Genomic DNA, 23,632 nt, shown 5'->3' with positions numbered 1-23,632 from the left:
TCGGTCCCCCCGCTTGGGCGAAGATCATCATCGATAGGCGGAAGCTTGCAGGTCGAAGAGCTCTGCGTACAACCCCTTGCGGCTGATCAGCTCGCCGTGGTCGCCGATTTCTTCGACGCGCCCGTCGGCGAGCACGATGATGACGTCGGCCATGGTCACGGTCGAGAACCGGTGGGTGACCAGTACCGTGATCCCGCCCGCGTCGCCGGTGTCGGCCGCCGCCTCGGCGAACGACTGGAAAAGTTCGTGCTCTGCCTGGGCGTCCAGAGCGGCCGTCGGCTCGTCGAGCACCAGCAGCAGCGGATGCGCACGCATCATCGACCGGGCCAGCGCGATCCGCTGCCACTGCCCCCCGGACAGGTCGGTGCCGCCCTCCCAGTCCGCGCCGAGCTGGGTCTCCAGGCCCTTCGGCAGGCCGGTGACGATCTGGTCCGCCCCCGCGCGCTGGGCGGCGGAGAGGACCTGCGCCTCGTTGTCGATGTCCTCGACCTTGCCCATGCCGATCGACTCGCGGGCCAGGAACTCGAAGCGGCAGTAGTCCTGGAACGCGCCCGACGCCTGACTCCGCCACTCCCCCACGTCGATGGTGGCCAGGTCGGTCTCGTCGACGAGAATCCGGCCCGACGTGGGCGCGTAGTAGCCCAACAGCAGCTTCACCAGTGAGCTCTTGCCGGCGCCGTTCTCGCCGACCAATGCCACGACGGCGCCGGAAGGCAGCTCCAGCGACACGTCGTGGAGGACCGGCCTCTCGGTGCCCGGATAGCGGAACGACAGGTCTTCGAGCCGAATGGCCTTGGCGATCCGGGCCGGAGCGGGGTGGGGGTCGTCGCTCGCGCGGGCGCGGAGTTCGTTTCGTTCGTACGCCGTGAGCCAGTCCATCCGCGAGGCGACGATGAAGATGCCGGCGAGGAACTTCGTCCCGTCCACCAGCCCGGAGATGAAGCCGTGCGCCTGCCCGGCCAGGACCACCGTGAGCGCCACGTCTCCTGCACTCAGCTCGCCGCTGGTCGCCCGGCCGATCACCAGCAGGACCGCCCCGAAGTACCCGACCGCGAAGAGGAGGTTGCCGGCAGCCCCCAGCAGGGCCGAGCGGAGGTACGCCGATCCCTGGATCCGGTCGGCCGACGCGACGAGCCGGCGGTGCCGGTCACGCCACTCCTCGGCGAGTCCGAACAGCCGGGTCTCGCGGGCGACCGGCAACTGCGCGGCCATGCCGACGATCCGGTGGGCCATGCGTTCGGGCTCGGCTGACTCCTCCGAGGCGTTCATCGTGAGCTTGTTGGACATCCCGGCAGCGACGAACGACGGCACCGCGAACAGCGGCAGCAGCAACAGCAGGGGCGTCTGGGCGGCAAGCAGCGCGCACACGACGACGACCTGGCAGACCTGGGCGAACATGTTCAGCGCGGCGAGCAAGCCGGAGCCGAGCTCGCCCGCGTTGTCGCGAAGCTGCTGCACCTCATCGAGGTGGTCCGGGCGTTCGTAGTGTTCGACGCCTGGCAACCGGACCAGCATCTCCGCGAGCCGGCGCTGGACCAGGGCGTTGACCTTCTTGTCGATGGTGTAGCTGAGGTACACCTCGAGCTTCAGGGAACCCGCGGCGGCCAGCACGGCGAAGCCGGCGAACACGGCAGCCCACACCACCATGGCCGTCTGCCCGCGCAGCGCGGCGTCCACGAGCAGCTTCGTCGCGACCGCGCCCGCGGCCGGCGAGAGGTAGTAGGTGGGCATCGCCAGACACAGCAGGAACGCACCCACCGGATCCGCTCGGAACGACAACGACACCATCAGCCACAGCGCGCGCAGCGTGAACGGACGCCTGTCCCGCGAGCCGGTCATCCGGCGAACCTCTCCGCTTGGAGGTGGAACAGCTCGGCGTACCTTCCGCCGGCGGCAACCAGCTCGTCATGCGTACCGTCCTCGATCAGCCGGCCGGCATCCAGGACACAGATCCGGTCGGCCTGGCGGACGGTCGAGAAGCGGTGCGAGATCACCACCGTGGTCACCTCGTGCGGGTCGTCATCAGGTCGCTGTTCTTTCGGGGCGATCTCCTGGAGCTCGAGCCGACCCTGGTCATCCAGGGGACCCACGCGCTGGAACCCCCGCAGGATGCGCTCGTTGAGGTCGGCTTCGGCACGGACGTCGAGGTTGGCCGCCGGCTCGTCCAGGACGAGCAACGTCGCGCCAGCGTCCGCGGCGAGCAGGGCACGACTGAGAGCCACCCGCTGCCACTGACCGCCGGACAGGTCGGTCCCGTCGGTGAACTCGCGGCTCAGCACGGTGTCCCATCCCGCCGGCAACGTGCTGAGCAGATCGGCGGCACCCGCGCGCTCGGCGGCGTCTTCGATCCGATCGGTGGAGGCGCTCAGGTCACCGAACCCGACATTGTCCCGGGCGCTGGCCGGGTAACGGGCGAAGTCGGAGAAGATCGCGGCGACCCTGCGCTGCCAGCGGTCCGGTTGCAGGCCGCTCAGGTCCTTGCCGTCGACCGTGATCCTGCCCTTCGTCGGTTCGTAGAACCTGCACAGCAGCTTGACCAGGGTGGTCTTCCCGGCGCCGTTGAGGCCGACGACGGCGAGCGAGGTCCCGGCCGGAATGGTGAGACTGAGGTCGTGCAGCACATCGACGTCGCTGCCCGGATAGCGGAAGCTCACGTTCTCCAACCGGATGTCTCCGCGCGGCAGTGCTTCCGAGCCTGTGGGTTCCGAGCCGGACGGTGGGGACTCGCCCGTTCCGGGCACCGGAGCGGTCTGCTCGCGGAGCTTTCCCTCCAGGACGAGCAACGACCGGACCGGTTTAGCGCACAGCGTGAGGTTGATGACGGCCTGGCCGCCCGGACCGAACTGTGCCAGGGGCGCCAGGACCGCCTGCGCCACGACCGTCGCGGCCGCCAGACCGAGCTCGCCACGACCCAGCTCCACCGCCGCCCAGGCGAAGCCTCCCGCCGTCACCACGCACAGCGCCATGACGGAGAGGACGACGGACGGCGTGACCCGGGCGATGTTCCTCAGGTCGAGGGCGAGTACGCGTCGTAGCCGCGTCTCCCAGCGGTCGAGAGCCCAGGATGCGAAGCCGAACAGCCGCACCTCCTTCGCGCTGGGCGGCGACACCGCGACGTCCCGTTCGTACTCCAGACGACGGAACTCCGTCTCGCCGCTCGACTGCGAGAACCCGAGAATCATGTCCAGGCTGTCCCGGGTGACGGAGTACTGCGCCCAGCAGGCGGCGGCCGCCAGCAGCAGGCCGAGCCACCACTGCAGCCAGATCACCACACCGAACGCAAGGACAAGGCCCAGCCCGCCGGAGGCGAGGTTGCGGAGTGCGGCGGGTGTCTTCGCCGGCCGCCACCAGCCCGCCCCCAGACCGTCGGCGACCTCCGCTGCCAGGTCACGGATGCGGGAGTCCTCCAGGTGCGCGATCCCTGACGGTGCCTGGAGCAGGACGATGACGCGGTCGTCCAGGTGATGGTTGAGCAGTTGGCCAAGACGCCAGTCGGCGAGGGCAGCCACCGACGCGAGCGCCTGTTGGACGACGTAGATCCCGGCGACCAACGCCAGGGCGGATGCCCAGTCGCTGTCCTGACCCCCTACCAGGGTGGGGATCTGGGCGACGAGGTGGCCGACTGCCAGCATGAAGCCGAACCCCAGAAGGGGTTCGACGACCGTGGCGACCGCGACGGCAATGGTCAGCGGAAGGCTGACACGAGGCAACATCGCGACGGTGGCCGCCACGACCGAACGACGCACCCGCTGGTCCCCCTCGTTGTCGACCCCGCTGATGTCCGGATGGGACCCGGAGGTCGAGAGCATAGGGGCAGGTACCGCGAGCTGTCATTACGCTGCACGGCCTCGACACCCGGCGGGCCGTCACTCATCCCGTCACGTCCGGGCGGACCTCGTTGCGTACCGCGTCGATGTAGTCCGCGATGGCGTCCCGGTTGCGGGTCAGACACGTGATGCGCTGGGTCATGCGGTCGCGTTCGTGTTCCAGAGTGGCGATCATCTCCGGTGTCGCGTCAGAGAAGTAGATGACCCGCGGCTTGTCGAGGCAGGGGAGGATCTGCTTGATGATGCGGGTCGGCAGCCCGGCATCGAGCAGGCCCCTGATCTGCAGGACCCGGTCCACGTTGTACTCGTCGTAGTCCCGGTAACCGTTAGGGGATCGACGCGCGACGATCAGGCGCTGCTCCTCGTAGTAGCGCAGCAGTCGGCGGGATGTGCCGGTGCGGTCCGACAGCTCTCCGATTCGCACGTGATCGACCTCACACCATGTCGCTTGACCTTCACATCGATGTGACCGTTTGACGATACCAAGCGTGCGAAACCACACGACCCGATCAGCCGGCTCCGACGCCCTAACCGACAACCAGCGACTGCCGCTGCGAGCGCTGATGGCGCTGTCCACGGCCGCTTTCCTCACGGTCCTCACCGAGGCCCTCCCTGCCGGCGTCCTGCCCGGAATGAGCACCGACCTCGCCGTCAGCGAGGCCACGACCGGGCAGTTGGTGACGATCTACGCCATCGGAACTGCCACCACGGCGATCCCGCTGTCCGCGGCGACAGCAGGGTGGCGGCGAAAACGCCTGTTGCTGACCGGCGTCGCGGGGTTCGCCGTTGCCAACACCGTCACAGCGGCCTCGGCCCACTTCCCGCTGACCATGGCGTCCCGGTTCGTCGCCGGGGTGGCCGCGGGACTGGTGTGGGCGCTTCTGGTCGGGTACGCCCGGCGCCTGGCACCTGTCCCACTGCAGGGCAAGGCGATCGCGGTCGTCATGGCCGGAATCCCCACCGCACTGTCGCTGGGAGTGCCGGCAGGGACCTTCCTCGGCGGCGCGTTCGGCTGGCGGGTGACGTTCTCGCTGATGAGCGTGCTCGCCATCGCGCTCGTCGGATGGATCGTGGCCGCGGTCCCGGACTACCCCGGCCAGCGGTCGGGTGGCCGAAGGCCGGTCCTCCGCGTGCTCAGTACCAGAGGCGTGGCACCGGTTCTGTTCGTCACCGGGGTGTTCGTCCTGGCCCACACCATCCTCTACACCTACATCGCGACGTTCCTCGGCCAGATCGGCATGGGGGACGCGATCGACGTGGTGCTGTTGGCATTCGGCGTCACCTCCATGCTGAGCATCTGGATCGTCGGCGCGCACATCGATCGGCGGCTGCGAACCCTCAGCATCGCCAGCACCATCCTGGTCGCCGTGGCGGCCGCCATTCTGGCCGTGCTCGCCGACGCTCCCGCCCTCGTCTACGTCGCGGTGACACTGTGGGGACTCGGGTGGGGAGGCGTACCCACTCTCCTGCAGACCGCCGCGGCTGATGCCGGCGGCGACGCGGCCGACGACGCCCAGGCCATGCTCGTCACCTTGTGGAACGCGGCCATGGCAGCCGGCGGCGTTGCCGGCGGGATCCTGCTCGACCACCTCGGCCCCGGCAGCTTTCCCTGGACTGTGCTCGTCCTCCTCGCGCCGGTGCTCGTCGTCGTGGTCGCCGCACGCACCCACGGCTTCGCCGCTGTCGCGCCGAGGCGCGCCGATGCTCCGGGACGTCCGTGATCCGTCACCTCTCAGCGACCGCCGGGAGGCGCGGCCAGCTTCGTGGGTCGTGCACTATGTCATGGAGTTGGTCGGTCCGGATCGGCCACCCCGTGAGCACGCATCGCCCGACCCGGCCCAGTGCCGTGGCCGGGTCAGCTGCGCCGGCGGTCTGGTGGCCACATCGCCCCTGGCAGCCTCGAGCTGGGGCTGGGTGAGGAAGATGGCGCCGACGAGGTCGGCACCGGCAAGGTTCGCGCCCCGCAGGTCTGTCCCGAGGAGGTCGGCGCCGCGCAGGTCGGCACCACGCAGGTCGGCGGCGATCAGGAACGCCCCGCGCAGGTCGGCACCGCGCAGGTCGGCACCACGAAACCCCTTGCCGATGAGGTCAGCACCCGCATGGTCGGGTGTCGATCGGCCCACCTCGGCGCGCACCAGTGCGCTCGTCCGCCGGAGCAGGTTGGCGATGCCCCGCCTGTGTTCGGCGACGTTCAACGCGACAAGGTCGTCGGGTTCGCCGCGGGTCAGGCGTTCGGTCTCGTCGAGGGCGGCACCCAGCTCGCCATGCAATCCCCGAGCGGCGTCCAGCGTGAGCGCTTCGGACAGGTACCACAGCAGCTCGTGGAGCTGCCGCATGATCGGGAACACCTCGAACATCCGGCCGGCGATCGCCGGTGTCCGGCGCCAGTCCCCGCCGCCGAAGCTGACCTGGGTGACGTGCTGCCCGGCGCCGAAGCAATCATAGACCGTGCACCCTGGGAAGCCCTTGTCCCGCAGCTGCTCGTGGATGCCGCACCGGAAGTCGGTGCGAAGGTTCGGACACGGTTTCCCAGCGTCCTTGTCGATCGCGAAGTCCGACGAAGCTGCGAAGGCCGGCACGACGCAGCAGAGCCCCACACAGCGTGCGCAGTCCGCGCGCAGCCGGCGACGGCGTTCGTCGGGTGTCGCGGAACGGAGTTCTTCGGGCAATTCGTACGGGCCCTGACGGATCGGAGACGTTGGTACCCGAGCGAGCCTACCCGGGCGCGACCACCAGCTCCGCGAGGCCGGCGTCGCCGGATCGCCACGCGCCGACCCTCACCGACGCGTACCTGGCCTGCGCTCCCTCGGTGAAGGGCTGCCAGTTCACTCCGTCAACCGAAACCTCCACGGCGTAGGCCGGAACCCGGCCCGACGTCCAGCGCGGAGTGACCGCGGCGACGCGCCGCTCCGCCGCGAGGTTCACCACCATCCGGCGATCGGATCCGCCCGGGACCCATGCCGTCTTCGGATCGGCGTCCACCGCCCGGTCGGGGTCGCTCATCCCCACCGGCAACGGCGAGGCCGGGTAGGTGATCCGGTCACGGGCCAGGTCCGTCGTCGGTGTCGGCACGCCCTTCGCGAAGGACACCGGGACCGTCTGTCCCGGAGCGACCGCGACCGTGTGGGCCTCGCCTGTGGCGACCGACTCCAGGCGTACGGCCGTTTCAGTGGCACCACCACGGACCCGGACGGTCTGTGAGTCGGCCACCTCGATCGTCAGGCCCGTGAGGGACCGCTCGCTGGTCGCCTGGAAACGAGGCGCCTCGACGGCTGCGGTTCCGGCGCCGAGCGAGACGGCGTAGGTAACGCCGCCATCCGTGATCTGTTGGCTTCCCCGGTAGACGAGGCGTCCTGACCCAGCCTGCGGCACAGTCAACTCCGCCTTGTCAAGCGCGGTGTCGCCCAGGTTGAACAGCGACAGGTACTTCCCGCTCAGGGCGGCACGCAGCCCCGCCGGACCGCCAGCCGGCTGCGGAAGGCGCGCCAGTTGTGCGGTCTCCACGGGCTTCTGCGCCGGATAACCACGCACCACCATGGCGGCCGCACCGCTCGCCGGGCCCTGCGACAGCGCGATCGACTCGGCCGCGACGCCGATGGGGTTCTCCGAACCCTTGATCACGAACCCGGCACGACCGTCGACGTTGAGCCAGTCACCGCTGAGCTTCTTCCACCGCGGGACGCTCGCGACCGTCGTCCAGGTCTCGCCATCAGACGACGCCTCGATCCGGTAGTTGAACGGCCAGGCGTCCTGCTGCCAGTGGATCTTCACCCGGTCGACGTCGACCTCGGAGCCCAGGTCGACCGCCCACCACGCCTTCATCGTCGGACGTTCCGCCGCGGAGTTCGCCCATCGGGTCGCCCGGTCGCCATCCACGGCCATCACCGGGGCGCTGGACTCACCGAAGAACGACGAGGCCGTCGCCGGCTTTGTCAAGGCGAGGTTGACATCGCTACCGGGCCCGTACGCCTCGAACTCGTACATCGAGTAGCCCCACTGCGACTGTGCCTGTACGCCGACCATGCGCAGGTGTCGCGCCTTCGTCGCGGGGAAGTCCAACGTCTCTGTGCCGCCCCGGCCGTACCCGTCCGGTTCGAGCGTCACCTTCTGCGTCGCCGTCGTGAACGTCCGGTCGCCGTCGAGCCCTGCCATGCCCGGCATGTCGAGGTTGAACAGCCGGAGGTATCCCTCGTCATCGCCGGTTCCGGTGGTGGCGTAGACAACCGAGCCGTCCGGAAGGGTCGTGTAGCCGGCGTAGGACGCCCCGCGCCGGACCACCGTGGCGCTCGCGTCCACACCGTCGCGGACGGCCGTGTAGCTCTGGGAGGTGAAGGAGTCCGCCGCGGCCACCGACGGCAGGAACGCCGGCGACTTGCTGGCCGGGTTGACGAACCAGTCGTCGTGGTTCGGCAGGAACGCGAACTTCGTGTAGGCGGGCTTGGTCACCCCGATCGCGAGCGATCGCCCGGTCTGGTGCGCGACATGGCCCGGGACGGGGCCGAAGTCGGTGACACCCGACGCCCGCGCGAAGTACTCCCGCTCGCTCACCGGCTCCACGTCACCGGCCAACTGGTCCCGCCAGTAGTGCAGCAGATAGGCGTAGGCGACCTCCGCGCGTGCCTCCGTCTCGTACTTCGTACCCTCCCTGGACTTGACGAGCCGACCCGCGGGCTCCCACGCCACATAGGGCTTCAGCTTCTCGGCGAGCATCCGCTCGGTCCGGGCGGCCATCGGGTCACCCGTCACCATCGCGCGGTACGTCAAGGGCAGCAGGTTTCTCCCGTAGATGTGCTGGCGGTCGCCGATCATGTGCTCGACCGGGACCCCGGCGTCTGTCCCGAGCCGGTTGAGTACGCCGGTCACTTCGTCGTTGTTCGGCAGCGTCAGCTGACTCTGCGGGATCGGGCGCCCGGTCAGCAGATAGCGCGGGACGTTCCGGCCGGGAATACCGCTGGCCGCCTGGTAGATCCCGTTCCACGTGTCGTGGTTCTCCGAGACGTAGGTGTCGAACACGTTCTGCGCGGTGTTCCACTCCGAGATCGGCCGGCCACCGACGAGCGCCGGGTTCGCCTGGTCGGCGACCGGCAGGCCCGGCATGTTCAGCGTCCAGCGGTCGAGCCACTCCCGCCATCTCGACGCGGCGGGATCGTCCGGCAGGTAGGCGTCCGCCGCCGACAGCATCATCGTGCGGGCACCCATCTCCTCCATCTTGGTGTCCTTGACGTAGCCGCCGGTGAGACCGTTCGTCGTCCCGCCTTCACGGCTGGGGTCAGTGGGATTCGCGCCGACGTCGGCGAGGTAGTTCGCTTCGCCGCGCGTCATCGTGTCGACGTTCGCCCGAGTCGTGTCGTCGAGGTCGTCCCACATCAGATGCGCGGCGTCGACGAGGTAGGACTCCATCGTGGCGTCCCAGTAGATCTTCGCGCCCCAGGTGCCCTCCGCCGGGTCGACGAACCTGTTGCGGGCAACGGCTTTGGCGATGCTGGCCACGGTGTGTTCGTGCAAGGTGGCCTCGTCGACACCCGCGACGTTCTCGTCGTAGGTGCCGAACTTCAGCAGGATCGCGTTGCCGAGGGTGCCGATGACGTCCCAGTTCTCGATGCCGTACGAACCCAGTGCGGGATCCCAGGTGCTCTCCTGGAAGCGGGTGTTCTCGAGCAACAGTCGGTAGTAGGACCTCGCCAGCGCGTCCTCGGAACCGGCCGGGAGCGCGGACGCCGACGGAACCGCTTCCGGCGTGGGTGCACCGGTGGCCGGGCAGGCCAGGGTGGCGATCCCGGCAAGGCCGGCCAGCAGGGACACGAGGACAGCACGCACCCGACGCGACACAGGGCACCTCCGGGCACACCGACGGCAGGCAGGTTCGTGGAGTCTAGTCGATTAGTACGATTTATCGAAGATCACCAGGGGCTTGCATAATCGTGAAATATGATTTAATCTCCGCCGGCAGACGCTCCAGCTGGTCGTCCATCCCGCTGATCAGGAGGACCGGATGGCATCCGCCACCACCCCCCACCGCCGCGCGCTCGCGCTGATGTGCGCCGGCCTACTCGCCACCCTCTCGATCGCCACCGCGTGCGGGTCGTCCGACCCGGCCGAGTCCTCCGACGGTCCGGTGACCCTCACCATGACCGCCTGGGGCGGTGACGTCGACAAGAAGGTCTACGAAGAGCGCCTCGCCATGGCGCACAAGAAGTACCCCAACATCAAGGTGAACCTGCAGATGTCGCCTGGTGGTGAGGAGTACTCCCAGAAGGTCTCCACCGCCATCGCGGGCGGCAAGGGCCCTGACATCCTCGAACTCGCCGAACACGTGCCTGCCTTCGCGAGCAAGAACCAGATCCTCCCCCTCGACGAGCACCTCGAGTCGAGCAAGCTCGATCTCACGACGACGTTCGGGGAGACGACCGCGAAGATCTTCTCCTACGACGGGCAGCAGTACGCCGTGCCCGACCGGTCCGGCGCGATGGTGCTCTACTACAACAAGAAGATGTTCGACGACGCCGGCGTCGACTACCCCACCGCCGACTGGACCTGGGACGACCTGCTCGCCGCGTCGCAGAAGCTCACGATCCGCGAAGGCGGCGAGGTCAAGCAGTGGGGCTTCGCCACGATCTCGTGGTGGCCGTACTGGATGAGCTTCATGTACCAGAACGGCGGCCAGGTCCTCGACGCGGCCGGCAAGCCGGTCATCAACAGTCCGGAGAACGTCGAGGCGATGCAGTGGTACAACGACCTCGCCTGGAAGCACAAGGTCTCCCCCACCCCGCGCGACTTCGCCAACTACGGCGAGGGTGTCGGACCTGACCAGCTCTTCGCCCAGGGCAAGCTTGCCATGGAGATCACCGGGTTCTGGAACATCGCCGCCGCCAACAGCGTCGAGGGTCTCGACTGGGACATCTCCCCGCTCTGGCAGGGCAAGCAACCGGCGACGAGTGCCTTCTTCAACGGGCTCGCCATCTCCCGCACGTCCGAGCACCCCGACGAGGCATGGAAGGTGATCGAGTTCATGGCCAGCGAAGAGGGCCAGCGACCGATCATCGACAACGCCGAGGACGCACCGGCCAACGTCCAGGTGCAGCAGAGCGACGCGTTCCTCTCCCCGAAGTGGGCGACCCGCGAGGTCAACATGGGCGCGTTCGCCGAGTCCTCCGACGCGGTCTTCGTACCGCCCCTCACCCCGCAGTGGAACGAGATGCTCAAGGTGTGCACCGACAACATCGACCTGATGATGAACAACAAGGTCACGCCACAGGAGGCGCTCGACACCATCCAGGAGCGGCTCGACCAGGTAATGAGCCAGGGCGAATAGGACGGTGAACGCCCAGTGCGAGCAGCCGACCGCCGCACCGCGTGCCCTCCCGGCACGCCGTGCGGCGGTCCGCGGCCGGCGCCCCCGGCGACCGGGCGACCGGCCCTGGTGGACGCAGGGGCGGCGCGAGGCCCTGTGGTTCTACCTCATGGCCTCGCCGTGGATCGTCGGATTCGTCGTGTTCCTCGCCGGCCCGATGGTCGCGTCGCTCTACCTCAGCATGACCGACTACGACCTGCTCACGCCTCCTGAGTGGGTGGGCCTTGACAACTACGTCCGCATGTTCGGCGAGGATCCGCTGTTCTGGAAGGTGCTGCGCAACACCGCCTTCTACACGTTCCTGTCCGTGCCCGTGTCGACCGTGCTGTCGGTCGCGCTCGCGGCCCTGCTGCACAAGCCGCTTCCGGGCATGCGGTTCTACCGCACAGTCGTCTACCTGCCGGCGCTGGTGCCTCTGGTGGCGAGCGCGATGCTGTTCACCTGGGTCCTCGCGCCCGACGCCGGGCTCATCAACCGCGGGCTCGGACTGCTCGGCATCGAGGGCCCGGCCTGGCTGCTCAGCGAGACGTGGGTCATCCCGGCTCTCATCCTCATGTCGATCTGGAGCGTCGGCACCGGCGTCGTGCTCCTGCTCGCCGGCATGCAGGGCATCCCGCCCGAGCTGATCGAGGCCGCCACCATCGACGGCGCCAGCCCGCGCCAGCGGTTCTTCCGGATCGTCCTGCCGATGCTGTCGCCAGTCATCCTCTTCAACGTCGTGATGGGTCTGATCGGCGCGTTCCAGGTGTTCAGCCAGGTCTACATCCTCACCGGTGGCGGGCCGAACAACGCGAGCCAGATGCTCGTGCCGTACGTCTTCGAGGAGGGCTTCCAGAACTACCGGATGGGCTACGCCTCCGCGCTGTCCTGGCTGCTGTTCGCCGTCATCATGATCTGCACCGCGGTCGTCTTCCGGTCGTCGTCGCGCTGGGTGTTCTACGAGTCGGAGGTTGCCCGATGAGCACGCCGGTCGACGATGCGGTGACGCGCCAGGACGCGCCCGACGGTGGGCTGCGCCGGAGCCAGGCGGTGGGGACGCGCCGCGGACGCGACGCCACCGTGTCCTACGGTGTCCTCACCGTGGTGTCGGCGGTCCTCGCCGCGCCGTTCGTCTTCATGGTCTCGATCGCGCTGTCCAGCGACGCGACCGTCCAGAAGGTGTCGTTCACGCTGATTCCGCGCGAGTTCCAGTTCGACAACTTCGTCCGGGTGCTGAGCTCGGATGCGCACATGGCGCGCTGGATCCTCAACAGTCTCATCATCGTGACCTTCGCCTGCCTCGGACAGATGTTCGTGAGCGCGATGGTGGCGTACGCCTTCGCCCGGTTGCGGGCGCCCGGGCGCTCGGCGCTTTTCGTCGTTCTCCTGTCGACGATGATGGTGCCGGTCGAGGTGACGATCATCCCGCAGTTCGTACTCTTCCGGGAGCTCGACTGGATCGACACGCTGTGGCCGTTGATCGTGCCGAACCTCTTCGGCGGTGCGTACAACATCTTCCTGATGCGGCAGTTCGTCACCCGGATCCCGCGTGAGCTCGACGAGGCGGCCCAGGTCGACGGGCTCGGCTACTTCGGCATCTTTGCCAGGATCGTGCTACCGCTGATGAAACCGGTGGTGGTCGCCGTCGGCGTGTTCAGCTTCTCGTTCTCCTGGGGCTGGTTCTTCGGGCCGCTCATCTATCTCAACACCGAGACGAAGTATCCGCTCGCGCTCGGCGTGCAGTTCCTCTCCGGGACCTCCACGAATGCCCAGACTCCGCCGTACAACCTCGTCATGGTGGGTGCGCTCTTCCTCACCGTGCCGATGGTGGCGGTCTACTTCTTCAGCCAGAAGTACATCTACCAGGTCAACCTCGGCGCGGGCAGCGCGGGAATTCGTTGAGACTCACGGCGGGGCCTCGTCACCTGCCTCGGACGATGGAGACGAGGCCGCCCACCATGTGGCCACACTGCGCCGGGGTGAGGGACCCGAAGTACTCCCCGAGCATCTCCAGCGGAAGCCACACGACCCGATCGGCGAGGACGACGCCGTAGTCGGTCTCGATCGCATAGGCCGTGGCGCGGTAGCGCGTTCCGGTCTCGATCTCGGCGACGAGCACGGTCGGCCCCGCCGCGGCGTTGTAGGTGTCCGCGGACACCACGGCGTAGAGCTCCCGCTCTCCGGTGAGCGGCGACTTGTCGGAGATGTAGACGCTGCCCTGGCGGGGATGCTCGGATTCCGGGCCGGTCAACGACTGGACTGCTTCCAGGTGGTCAGGGCGTCGCGCCGGGCGGTGGCGCGGCGCCGCAAGGTTTGCGGATCATCGCTGCTCTCGAGCATCGCCACGTGCTCGGCGGCATCGCGGCGGGCGAGCTCGACTCGCAGCGCCTCGTCGATCCACCTCGACAGGGAGGTTCCGGCACGCTTGGCGTGTGCGGCCGCACGGGCGTGGGTGTCGTCTGGCAGGGAGATGCCCAACTTCACGGTCATACCTGCAGTCTGACCGATGGTACGACCGAAGCGGAAGAGGGCCAGCCGGGACGTGGACAGAGACTTCCGTCCCGACCCCGATCACGGCACCCTGAGCCGCGACGAGAGGACACGCTGTGACCGGAAGCCGTTCCACCGAGATTGCCGACGTCGTGGCCTGGGAGGCCCTGGACTCCAGGGGAAGGCCGACGGTCGCCTGCCGGGTCCACCTCGCCGGTGGTGCCGTCGGCCGGGCCATCGTCCCGTCCGGCGCGTCGACCGGCAGCCACGAAGCCGTCGAGCGCCGGGACGGTGGAATGCGGTACGGCGGGTGGGGTGTGCGCGGCGCGGTCGAGGCCGTCCGCGCCGAACTCCGGCCGGCGGTCATCGGACTCGACGCGACCTGCCAGGTCGACGTCGACCGTCGACTGGAAGAGGTCGACGGAACGCCTGACCTTCGCCGTGCCGGCGCCAACGCTGTCCTGGCGGTGTCGCTGGCGACCGCGATCGCCGGTGCACGGGCGCTCGGCCAGCCGCTGTGGAAGTCCCTCGCCGGACCGAGTCCGCTGGCCGGGGACCCAACGGCCGGGGATCCGACGGAACCGGTCCTGCTGCCGATGCCGATGGTCAACATCCTTTCCGGCGGCGCCCACGCCGCCCGGGCGATCGACATCCAGGACGTACTGGCCGTGCCGGTGGGTGCCGGCACCTTCGCGTACGGACTCGAACTCGTGGAGCGGGTGCGCGCCGCGACCGCAGCGCTCCTCGACTCGCGCGGCGACGGCACGGGCCTCGTGGCCGACGAAGGCGGCCTCGCCGCGCCGCTTCCCACCAACGAGGCCGCACTTGCGCTCGTCACGGACGGTATCGAGGCCGCGGGCCTGACGCCCGGACACGACGTCGCACTCGCCGTGGACCTCGCGGCGAGCCAGTTCGGCACCGCCGACGGGACGTACCACCTGCGGTGTGAGGACCGGGTCCTCGACCGGGACGGCTGGCTCGCCGAGGTCGGGGGCTGGTGCGAGAGGTATCCGATCGTGTCGCTCGAGGACGTCCTGAACGAAGACGACTGGGAGGGCTGGACACTCGCGGCTCGTACCTTGCCCGGGGACTGCCAACTCCTGGGCGACGACCTGTTCGCGACGCATCTCGAGCGGGTCGAGAAGGGTATCGCCTGCCAGGCGGCCAATGCCGTGCTCGTCAAGCCCAACCAGGCCGGGACGTTGACCCGGGCGCAACGCGTCCTTCGTCGGGCTCAGCAGGCCGGCCTCGCGACGGTGGTCAGCGCCCGCTCGGGCGACACCGAGGACACCTGGCTCGCCGACCTTGCGGTGGGGTGGCGATCAGGACAGATCAAGGTCGGTTCGACGACCCGCTCGGAGCGGACCGCGAAGTGGAACCGGCTGCTCGAGCTCGAACGCGACCTGGGCGAGGCCGCCGTAGTCGCCCACCAGGGCGTGCTGCGTGGTCAGGGGTACTGAACGGATCCGACGCGGACCTGGTCGAGCAGCAGGTCGACGAACCGACGCGCGGCGGGATTGTCGCGCAACGACTCACGGACCCGCACCGCGATATGACGTATCGGGCTCGGGTCGACGATCGGAACCGCGACAAGTCCGGTCGGCAGCGTCCCGATACCCAGGCGCGGCACCACGGTGATCCCGATGCCAGCGGCGACGAACGAGATGGCCGTCGGGTAGTCAGGCGTCTCGACCTGGAATCCTGGGCTGAAGCCGACGGAGGTACATGCGTCGAGCACCACCTGCCGGCACGGCCCCCTGCCGTAGTCGTTGTCCACCCAGGCTTCGTCGGCAAGCTCTCTCAGGGGGACAGCATCCCGGGCGGCCAGCCGATGACTCGCGGGCAGCACCACCAGGTACGGGTCGTCGAGCACGGGGCGCACGTCGTAGCCCCGCGGTGGGCCTGAGGCAGAGTCCCGGACGAAGATCTCCAGGTCAGGTGTGGCGTGCTGGTCGTCGACCAGCTCGATGAGCCGCAGGTCGACGCGCAGCTCGGGGAACTCGCGGGTGAGCGTCGCGACCACCGGAGGTATCCAGGCGGCGCCCGCGGAGGCGAAGTAGTTCACCGCGAGACTCCCCACGCGACCCTCGCGCAGGTCGGCGACCATCGACTCGAGGGCGGCCAACCGTTCGAGTACGGCGGCCGCCTCATCGGCCAGCAGCCGTCCTGTCACCGTGGGAGTGATGCCTCGACCGTCGCGTTCGAGCAGGCGGAGACCCGTCTCGCGCTGGAGGACACCGAGATGTTGGCTGATCGCCGAAGGTGTGTAACCGAGGTTCGCCGCGGCCCGATTGACCGAGCCGGAGGCCACGACCGCCCGGAAGATGCGGAGTCGATGAGCGTCGAGCATGAACTGACTGTACAGCGTTACTGAACAGACATGTAGCAACGTTCGCTTGTGCTGTCGAGTGTGGCGGGTGAGGATGAACCGCGTAGGAGCTCCTGGCGACGGTCCTGACAGCGTGGTTCTCGCACGTGCTGCTCCCCCGCCGTCGCTTCGGCCGGGTCCGAAGTCCGCACGACCTACTCTCCGCACAAGGCGTACGACATCGCAGGAGGCACGGTGCCCGGCAACACCGACGGCGGCATGGTCACGACGTCGACGCGCGCTCCGGCCCCTTCCTCCGCGACTCGGCACCGCGCGGTGGTCGCCGCGCTGGTCACGGTTCTGCTGTGGGCCTCGGCCTTCGTCGGGATCCGGATGATCGGAACGGCCTACTCCCCCGGCGCGCTCGCCTTCGGGCGGATCGCGGTGGGCGCACTGGTGCTCGGCGCGTTCGCGTGGCGTTGTCGATCCCCGCTGCCTCGTGGCGGCGCCTTCGCGCTCGTCATCGGGTACGGAGTCATCTGGTTCGCCGGTTACACCGCAGTGCTCAACCTGGCCGAACGCCATCTCGACGCCGGCACCGCCGCCCTGCTGGTCAATGTGGCACCGATCCTGGTCGCGGTCTTCGCGGGACTCTTCCTCGGAGAGGGATTCGCCCGACCCCTGGTGATCGGAATCGCGATCGCCTTCCTCGGCGTCGTGGTGATCGCACTCGGCGGTTCCGGGGGCGAGTCGGTGAACGATGGCATCGGCATCGTGCTCGGTCTCGTCACCGCGCTGCTCTACGCCGCCGGGGTCCTCATGCAGAAGGTCGCTCTGCGCCGGGTCGACACGGTGACCGCCACCTTCCTCGGCTGCGCCACCGGGGCGGTCGTGCTGCTGCCTTTCGCACCACAGTTCGTGGCCCAGAGCATGGCGGCGCCCACCAGCGCGATCGCGGCGGTCGTCTACCTGGGCGTGTTTCCCACCGCCATCGCCTTCAGTACCTGGGCCTACGCCCTCGCGCGCACCGACGCCGGACGGATGACCGCCACGACACTGACAGTGCCCGCGATCGCGATCGTGCTCTCCTGGCTGCTGCTCGGCGAGCTGCCGACCGTGCTCGGGATGGTGGGCGGGGTACTGTGCCTGCTCGGCGTGGCCATCAGCCGTCGCCACTGAGACTGCTCGCTCGAGTGGCTGCCCGACCGGCCGCTCCAGCGCGGCCCGTCACCGCCACCGGGTCGGATCAGGCCTGCTCGAGGGCCGTCCCGAAGTCTTCGATCAGCCGGTTGTGGTGATCCTCGCCCAGCAGGTGCCCGGCGGCGACGACCAGGGCGACCGGCCACTCCAGCAGGCCGAGGACGGTGAGCGCGGCGACCCCTGCGTACCACGCCAGGTGTTCCGGTGCGGGCAGCGAGGTCGGGCCGACGAAGGGCAGAGTCACGTGGACGGCGTTCGAGGCCACGGCCTGTTCGGCGGCGGACCGGCACCCTCCTGACGTTGCGGGCCGCGCCCGCGCCCGGTTGTCTTTCGTCGGACCCGGAGGGCGTTGTGTACGCCCGGTCCCGGTGTTCCCTGCCGTCGTTCGCGCGGCCACGCGCCTCACCCCCTGTCGTGGCCAGCGTAGGCAGGAAGCGGCAGCGACCACGTCATCCCGGCAGGGTGACCGCTGAACCCGATCAGGAGCTCGGTCGTCATGGCACGGGATCCGTGCGGACCTTCCGCCCGACCAGTCGAGCGAGGGCGCCCACAGCGGGCACCGCAACCGCGGCGGCCGTACCCAGACCGGCCGATGTGAGTGCTGTCGCCCATCCCACCGGACCGAGCGGTCGGCAGCCGAAGAAGTGGCTGACTCCCGGGGTCTGGACGACCGCCGCCAGCGCCGCGCCCGAGGCCGCACTCGCGCCGACGACCAGCGGGCTCCGCCAGCCCGTGGCGACCGTCTGCCCGAGCTGCGTACCGACCAGCGCGACGAGCGACACGGTGCTCGCCCGGGCCTGCGTTCCGGTCGCCCGAGCGACCAGCCACGCCCCCGTCGCGGACGCCGCGGTGAGCCCGGCGCGGACCAGGATGTCGCGGGTGAGCGCGGCACCAAGCGAGGCATCCGGGCCTTCGCGCAGCAGGGCCTCCGGTGTGGTGTGGGTGGGCGGGCGGACCGCGAGAGCCAGGGCCGGCAGGATGTCGGTGAACAGGTTGACGAGCAGCAGCTGCCGTGCATTCAGTGGCGATCCGCCCGGGGCCAGGAGGCCGGCGCCCAGGGTGAAGGCGATCTCACCGAGGTTCCCTCCGACGAGGAGCGCCACCGACTCCCGCACCGACGCCCACATCGCCCTCCCCTCGACGATCGCGTCGGTGATGGTCTCGATCCGGTCGTCGGTCACCACGACGTCGGCGGCTTCGCGGGCGGCGTTCGTGCCGTACTTGCCGAGCGCGATGCCCGCGTCGGCGAGCCGGATCGCCGGCGCGTCGTTCGTACCGTCTCCGACCATGGCGACGGTGTTGCCGCACGCCTGGTACGCCCCCACGATGCGGACCTTGTGCGCGGGAGTCACCCGGGCGAAGACCGACACCTTCGGCAGGTTCGTCCGCAGTTCGGCGTCACTCATCAGGTCGAGCTCGCCGCCGGTGAGTACGCGCCGACCGTCGAGGATCCCGAGCTCTGCCGCGATCGACTCCGCGGTCGTGGGGTGGTCGCCGGTGAGCATTCCGACGCTCACCCCGGCACTCCGCAGGGTGGACACGGCGTCCGCTGCCGTCGGGCGTACCTGGTCGGCGAGGGCGAGCAGACCGAGGAACTCCAGGCGTTCGACCCGGTCTTCGGTGAGGTCCTGCCGACTGGACGCGGCGCGTTGGGCTACCGCGAGCACGCGGTAGCCTTCGCGGGCGAGCCGGTCCACCTCTGTCTCGATGGCGTCGAGCGCGGCGGCGTCGAGCGGATCCACCGCGCCGCTCCGGCGCCATGACACGCAGCACGGCAGGACCTGTTCCGGTGCGCCCTTGACGACCAGCGCCATCCCGGTGGCGGTTCGCCCCAGGGCGGCGTGGTAGCCCCGGCCGGACTCGAACGGTACGTCGTCGACGAGTTCCCACCCGGCGTCGTCTCCGGGAGCGAGTCCGCCGTGGCGCGCAAGCACGCCTACCTGCGCCGCTGCGTCGACGACCGCGCGGTCGGTGGGATGCGGCTGCGCCCTGCCGTTGACCCGCTCCGGACTCGCCCGGAGACCGGCCGCGAGGATCGCCCGTCCGGACGGGTCCAGTGCATCGACCGGAGCGTCCCGTACGCCGTCAGAGACCCGACGCAGTCGGATCCGGCCCTCGGTGAGGGTCCCCGTCTTGTCGAGCAGCAGCATGTCGACCCGGCCGAGCGTCTCGATCGTTGGCGGGTTCCTGACCAGCGCGTTACGCGACGACAGGCGCCTCGCCGCGGCGAGCTGGGCGACCGTGGCGACTACCGGCAGCCCTTCCGGTACGGCGGCGACGGCCAGGCTGACCGCGGTGCCGAGACTCTGCTCCAGCGGCCGCCCACGCAGGAGCCCGAGGCCGACCAGGCCGGCTGCACTGCCGAGCGCCACCGGGACCGTCGCGCGTACCAGCTTGGTCAACCGCGCCTGGACGCCGCCCTCCGGCCGCTGTCCGCTGGCGGCCGCCGCACTCTTGCCCGCCTCTGTCGCCGGGCCGGTCGCGACGACGACGGCCGCCGCCTGCCCCGCCGCGACCACGGTCCCCGCGTACAGCATGCACGTGCGATCGGCGATGTGCCCCGCCATGCACGGCGCCGGCGACTTGGCGACGAGCTGGGACTCCCCGGTGAGGCTCGACTCGTCGGTCTCCAGGGCGCTCGACTCGACGATCCGGCAGTCGGCGGGAACCGCGTCACCGGCCTGGAGCAGAACGATGTCCCCCACGACGACGGTGTCGGGAGGCACGTCGAGCTCCTTCCCGTTCCGGCGGACGCGGACCGTTGCGGCACTGGCCTCCTCGAGCCGGCGGATCGCCCGATGCGTTCCGACCCGTTGGACGCCCCCGACCAGGGCGTTCAACGCCATCACGGCACCGATCAGTCCGGCGTCGGACACCGAACCGCTCGCGGCCGCGATCCCCGCCCCGGCGGCGAGCGTCGGCGTCAGCGGATTCGCCAGCTCATCCAGGCACGCCTGCGCCAGACCCGGCTCCTCCTGATCGCCGACGTCATGTCGGGAGCTCAGAAGGTCGGCGGCCGCGGCGGGCGAGAGCCCTTCGGGCGAGCTGTCCACCCGCCCGAGTACGGCGTCCACCGTCAGGGCATGCCAGTCCGTGACATCGGCGGGCACGGGCGCGGGCCGCCGGGCGAAAGTGTGGGCCGCCCACGTACCCATGACGAATCCGGCCCCGGACGCGACATTGACGGCCAGGGTGGCCCGCTCGGTCGCTCCCGCCCGGGGTCCCATCAGGGCCAGCAGACCGGCCGTCACCGAACCGTAGGTCGCGAGCAGAGCAGCACGTTGGGAGACGCCCCGCGCGACACCGATCGCGTCGAGAACGAAACACGCCTCGCTCAACCCCGGCCCGCACAGCAGGTCCGCTCCCCAAGGCGGCCGCTGGTCCGGTTCGAGGACACCGATCCCGCAGTCCGCCGCCACGAGCGCCGCCCCCGGGCCAGGTGCGACCAGCGCGACGACCCGCCCCTCGGCCTGCAGTGCGCGGACGGCGGCAGGTAGCCGGCTTCCCGACGACACCACCCGGTCGACCACGAAGCGGCGAGCCAGGCCGCTTCCCCGCCCGGCGATCACCAGCTCGCCCGCCGACCGGGCGGCCGTGACCAACGCGTCGGCCAACGGGGACACCTCGGGTTCGGCGGCAGTGACCGCGACCAGCCGGCTCTTCCTGAACAGGCCGAGGACGACCGCCCCACGCCTGCGTACCTGCCGGACCGCGGCCGCCGCCGCCTCGGTCTCCTGGGGAGCCACGGTCGCGAGGGGACGGAGGATCCACTCGCCCTGCCGGCGTACGGCGGTCGGGTCGCTCGGATCGAGCATGGCGTCGACCCGGGCCCGCAACCTCGCCGCCTTGGCCGAGACGTTCGGGTTCTCGCCGTTTGGGTCCTGGCCTTTCGGGTCTGCCTGGTCGTCCAGCCGTACGACGGGACCGCAGGCGTACCTCCCGGTGAGCAGTACGCGGGAGTCGACCACCACGGTGTCCACCCGGTCGAGCCGGCGCAGGACGCTGCCGTCGAACGGCACCACGCCCCGGTCGGCGAGGACCCGACCGAGGTGGGCGGCGAACGCCTCCCTGGTGACGGTGGTCGCCTTGGGCATCGCCGACACAAGGATCGACAGGGGACGCCGAACGCCACCGCTGGCCAGGCACGCCATGGACGCGCCCACGAGACCGGCCAGTCCGGCGCGGTCCTCATGGCGTTCCACCGATCCTGGGGGCATCGCGACCCGGGCCCGAAAGTCCACCGCAGCGGTCCGGTGGTCACCCGGTCGCGCGGAAAGGTCGGGCTCCCGCTCCGTCCAGACTCGGCGGCGCGCCGCGGCCTCCCGCGCCAGCGACAGCCTGGCCGCCGCGTCGACGACCAGACCCGCCGGACTCTGCGCGAGCCCCTGCGCCACGGCGCCGGCAAGGGCCAAGGTCAGACCGGCTGCCGACGGGCCGAGCACCGACTCGATGGCCCGCCGGACCCGGGGTGTCGACGCGACGAGTGTGGGCAGGACGGCGATCTCCGCCCGGAGGCGCGGGGCCCGTACCAACCGCCCGAGTACACCGACACCAAGACCGGCCAGATCGGTGGCGAAGGCCACAAGGTGGCGTTGCTCCGCTTCGCGGTCGGCGGGATGCACCGGCCGGTCGGGAAAGCCTTCGTCACCCAGCCCGTACCGATCCTCCACCTCCTCGATCGTCGCGACCAGATCGCCAAGGTCGACCGCATCCCCCGTGCAGGCGGCGATCACCCGGCCGAGCACGGCGTTCACCGCAACCCAGCTCACTCCGGGGCGACGGACCAGCGCCGCCTCGACGTCGCGAGCCGCCTGCTCGCTGCCAGGCCGGTCGATCCCTCGCATCTCGACATGCGCGCGACCATTGCCGACCCAGATCCGCCGGGACTTTCGGGCATGGCGTACGGACGGCTGGGAAGCAGACACCCTCGACCCCTTCCTCAGTGGTGGAAAGTCGAGGTGTCGCGTCCCACCCGCGGCATCGGTGCCTCCAACTGGTCGAGGAAACCCACGGCGTCCTTGATGTCGGCCACCAGCAGGTGCGCGAGGTCCATCGACACCCCGTTGCGGACGACGACCCGCATGACGATGGTGTCCTGCAGGTCGGCCGGCAACGGATACGCGGGGACCAGCCAGCCACGTTCGCGCAGCTTGTTCGACACGTCGTAGAGATCCCAGCGGCGCGCCGGCCCGGCCTGCCGCCAGACCACCACAGGCAGATCGGTGCCGTCCCCCACAACGTCGAACCGTCCGAGACCGGCGAGCTCCTTCGCGAGGTACGCCGCGACCTCCCGGCAGGACTCCTGCACACGGGTGTAACCGGTCCGCCCCAGCCGGAGCAGGTTGTAGTACTGCAGGAGGACCTGTGCCCCTGGCCGGGAGAAGTTGAGGGCGAAGGTCGCCATGTCCCCACCGAGGTAGGACACCCGGAACACCAGATCGTCCGGTACGAGGTCCCGCTCCCGCCACACGACCCAGCCGAGGCCGGGATAGACGAGGCCGAACTTGTGTCCCGACGTACTGATCGAATGGACGCGGGTCAGCCGGAAGTCCCAATCCAGGTCGGGTTGGAGAAACGGCGCGACGAAACCGCCGGAAGCGGCGTCGACGTGGATCGGAATGTCGAGCCCCGTGCGGTGGTGCAGCTCGTCCAGCCCGGACGCGATGTCCGCGACAGGTTCGTAGGCGCCGGTGTACGTGACGCCGAGCACAGGTACGACACCGATGGTGTTCTCGTCCACCGCGTCAAGGACGCCTTGCGCGGTGAGGCTGGGCCGCTCCTCGGTGACCGGCACGTATCTCGGCTCCACGTCCCAGTAGTTGGCGAACTTCTCCCACACCACCTGGACCGCGGAGCTGAAGACGATGTTGGGTGTCGCGGTCGACTTCTGCGCGGCCCGGCGGGACCGTTGCCAGCGACGCTTCAGCGCCAGTCCGGCGAGCATGCACGCCTCAGACGAGCCGACCGTCGAGACACCCATCGTCCGGCGTGGTTCCGGGCAGTGCCACAGGCCGGCGATGATGTGGGCGCAGCGCTCCTCGATCGCCGCCGTCATGGGGTACTCGTCCTTGTCGATCATGTTCTTGTCCGCCGACTCCGCGTAGAGTTGCCGCGCCTGCGGCTCCATCCACGTGGTCACGAACGTCGCGAGATTCTGTCGGGCATGGCCGTCGAGCAGAAGCTCGTCGTGGATCACCTGGTACGCCGTGTCCGGCAGCATCTCCCGTTCGGGCAGGCGGTCGCGTGGGACGCTCTCCTCACCCGCACGGGTGAAGAGCGGGTTGACGTCGATGTTTTCGCGTTGCCCATGACGGTTTGCGTGCGGTAATGCCACGCCCGTCTCTTACCACAGGCTGGATCTGGCGAATCGGCGTGCGATCTGGTTGGCGAGGACGAGCAGGATGAGGCCTACGACGGAACGGAAGAGTCCGATTGCTGCGGCGTAGGAGATCTGTGGTACGGCGGCGGCGAGGCCGA

General features: G+C 69.6%; 16 protein-coding genes and 1 pseudogene. 6 read left to right on the top strand and 11 right to left on the bottom strand.

Annotation, left to right across the window (positions count from 1 at the left end; genetic code table 11):
* Positions 1 to 27: 27 nt before the first annotated feature.
* The 3 genes and pseudogenes from ABN028_RS32430 to ABN028_RS32420 all read right to left on the bottom strand — a co-directional run bounded on the left by ABN028_RS32430 (position 28) and on the right by ABN028_RS32420 (position 4,251).
* Entirely contained in the window at positions 28 to 1,839 is a 1,812-nt protein-coding gene (locus tag ABN028_RS32430; protein ID WP_349699249.1) for an ABC transporter ATP-binding protein, read from the bottom strand.
* 326 nt (positions 1,840 to 2,165) lie between these two features.
* A pseudogene (locus tag ABN028_RS35575) lies at positions 2,166 to 2,966 on the bottom strand (ATP-binding cassette domain-containing protein); the annotation flags it as partial.
* A gap of 904 nt (positions 2,967 to 3,870) precedes the next feature.
* Positions 3,871 to 4,251 (bottom strand): MerR family transcriptional regulator, encoded by a 381-nt coding sequence (locus ABN028_RS32420; RefSeq protein WP_349328501.1) that lies wholly within the window; start codon positions 4,249 to 4,251, stop codon positions 3,871 to 3,873.
* Between the two features lie 64 nt (positions 4,252 to 4,315).
* Here ABN028_RS32420 and ABN028_RS32415 point away from each other — a divergent pair, with 64 nt between their 5' ends.
* Complete coding sequence (locus tag ABN028_RS32415; RefSeq protein ID WP_349699247.1) at positions 4,316 to 5,548, top strand: MFS transporter; 1,233 nt, start codon at positions 4,316 to 4,318, stop codon at positions 5,546 to 5,548.
* 54 nt (positions 5,549 to 5,602) lie between these two features.
* Here the strand turns inward: ABN028_RS32415 and ABN028_RS32410 are convergent, their stop codons facing one another.
* Together ABN028_RS32410 and ABN028_RS32405 are read right to left on the bottom strand one after the other, a co-directional pair.
* The gene (locus ABN028_RS32410) at positions 5,603 to 6,496 is read right to left on the bottom strand and encodes a pentapeptide repeat-containing protein (RefSeq protein WP_349699246.1); all 894 of its coding nucleotides are present in this window, start codon (positions 6,494 to 6,496) and stop codon (positions 5,603 to 5,605) included.
* A 46-nt stretch (positions 6,497 to 6,542) separates the two neighbouring features.
* On the bottom strand, positions 6,543 to 9,656 hold the full coding sequence (locus tag ABN028_RS32405) for a discoidin domain-containing protein (protein ID WP_349699245.1): 3,114 nt from the start codon (positions 9,654 to 9,656) through the stop codon (positions 6,543 to 6,545).
* 163 nt (positions 9,657 to 9,819) lie between these two features.
* Between ABN028_RS32405 and ABN028_RS32400 the strand changes: the two genes are divergently transcribed.
* Genes ABN028_RS32400 through ABN028_RS32390 form a run of 3 tightly spaced genes read left to right on the top strand, consistent with a single transcriptional unit; the run spans position 9,820 to position 13,059 of the window.
* Positions 9,820 to 11,139, top strand: coding sequence for an ABC transporter substrate-binding protein (locus ABN028_RS32400; protein ID WP_349699244.1), 1,320 nt, complete (start codon positions 9,820 to 9,822; stop codon positions 11,137 to 11,139).
* 4 nt (positions 11,140 to 11,143) lie between these two features.
* Entirely contained in the window at positions 11,144 to 12,139 is a 996-nt protein-coding gene (locus ABN028_RS32395) for a carbohydrate ABC transporter permease (RefSeq protein ID WP_349699243.1), read from the top strand.
* On the top strand, positions 12,136 to 13,059 hold the full coding sequence (locus tag ABN028_RS32390; RefSeq protein WP_349328494.1) for a carbohydrate ABC transporter permease: 924 nt from the start codon (positions 12,136 to 12,138) through the stop codon (positions 13,057 to 13,059). Before ABN028_RS32395 ends, ABN028_RS32390 begins: the two co-directional genes overlap by 4 nt.
* Before the next feature lie 19 nt (positions 13,060 to 13,078).
* On the opposite strand, the gene ABN028_RS32385 is transcribed toward ABN028_RS32390, so the two are convergent.
* Complete coding sequence (locus ABN028_RS32385; protein WP_349328493.1) at positions 13,079 to 13,408, bottom strand: hypothetical protein; 330 nt, start codon at positions 13,406 to 13,408, stop codon at positions 13,079 to 13,081.
* A complete protein-coding gene (locus ABN028_RS32380) occupies positions 13,405 to 13,647 on the bottom strand; it encodes a hypothetical protein (RefSeq protein WP_349328492.1) in 243 nt (80 codons plus the stop codon). Before ABN028_RS32380 ends, ABN028_RS32385 begins: the two co-directional genes overlap by 4 nt.
* Positions 13,648 to 13,763: 116 nt before the next feature.
* Between ABN028_RS32380 and eno the strand changes: the two genes are divergently transcribed.
* Entirely contained in the window at positions 13,764 to 15,107 is a 1,344-nt protein-coding gene (gene eno / locus ABN028_RS32375) for a phosphopyruvate hydratase (protein WP_349328491.1), read from the top strand.
* Here eno and ABN028_RS32370 read toward each other — a convergent pair.
* The gene (locus tag ABN028_RS32370) at positions 15,095 to 15,997 is read right to left on the bottom strand and encodes a LysR family transcriptional regulator (protein ID WP_349699242.1); all 903 of its coding nucleotides are present in this window, start codon (positions 15,995 to 15,997) and stop codon (positions 15,095 to 15,097) included. The genes eno and ABN028_RS32370 overlap by 13 nt on opposite strands.
* Positions 15,998 to 16,210: 213 nt before the next feature.
* On the opposite strand from ABN028_RS32370, the gene ABN028_RS32365 reads away from it, so the two are divergent.
* Positions 16,211 to 17,134, top strand: coding sequence for a DMT family transporter (locus ABN028_RS32365; RefSeq protein ID WP_349699241.1), 924 nt, complete (start codon positions 16,211 to 16,213; stop codon positions 17,132 to 17,134).
* A gap of 67 nt (positions 17,135 to 17,201) precedes the next feature.
* Here ABN028_RS32365 and ABN028_RS32360 read toward each other — a convergent pair whose 3' ends face one another.
* The 3 genes from ABN028_RS32360 to gad form a co-directional block, all read right to left on the bottom strand.
* Complete coding sequence (locus ABN028_RS32360) at positions 17,202 to 17,552, bottom strand: hypothetical protein (protein WP_349699240.1); 351 nt, start codon at positions 17,550 to 17,552, stop codon at positions 17,202 to 17,204.
* 97 nt (positions 17,553 to 17,649) lie between these two features.
* Positions 17,650 to 22,080, bottom strand: a complete 4,431-nt coding sequence (locus ABN028_RS32355) for a cation-translocating P-type ATPase (protein ID WP_349699239.1) — start codon at positions 22,078 to 22,080, stop codon at positions 17,650 to 17,652.
* Between the two features lie 14 nt (positions 22,081 to 22,094).
* Positions 22,095 to 23,489 (bottom strand): glutamate decarboxylase, encoded by a 1,395-nt coding sequence (gad, locus tag ABN028_RS32350; protein WP_349699238.1) that lies wholly within the window; start codon positions 23,487 to 23,489, stop codon positions 22,095 to 22,097.
* Between the last annotated feature and the right edge of the window lie 143 nt (positions 23,490 to 23,632).

Origin of the sequence: Actinopolymorpha sp. B17G11 (genome assembly GCF_040196095.1) — a bacterium.
GTDB lineage: Bacteria > Actinomycetota > Actinomycetes > Propionibacteriales > Actinopolymorphaceae > Thermasporomyces.
Note: the sequence above shows the minus strand (reverse complement) of the source record. Positions and strands in the feature narration are given on the sequence as shown.

What these genes read in the sequence shown, in the direction of transcription:
- ABN028_RS32430 (WP_349699249.1), bottom strand. Translation starts at nt 1,839, where the DNA reads ATGACCGGCTCGCGGGACAGGCGTCCGTTCACGCTGCGCGCGCTGTGG.
- ABN028_RS32400 (WP_349699244.1), top strand. Translation starts at nt 9,820, where the DNA reads ATGGCATCCGCCACCACCCCCCACCGCCGCGCGCTCGCGCTGATGTGC.
- ABN028_RS32390 (WP_349328494.1), top strand. Translation starts at nt 12,136, where the DNA reads ATGAGCACGCCGGTCGACGATGCGGTGACGCGCCAGGACGCGCCCGAC.
- ABN028_RS32380 (WP_349328492.1), bottom strand. Translation starts at nt 13,647, where the DNA reads ATGACCGTGAAGTTGGGCATCTCCCTGCCAGACGACACCCACGCCCGT.
- ABN028_RS32370 (WP_349699242.1), bottom strand. Translation starts at nt 15,997, where the DNA reads ATGCTCGACGCTCATCGACTCCGCATCTTCCGGGCGGTCGTGGCCTCC.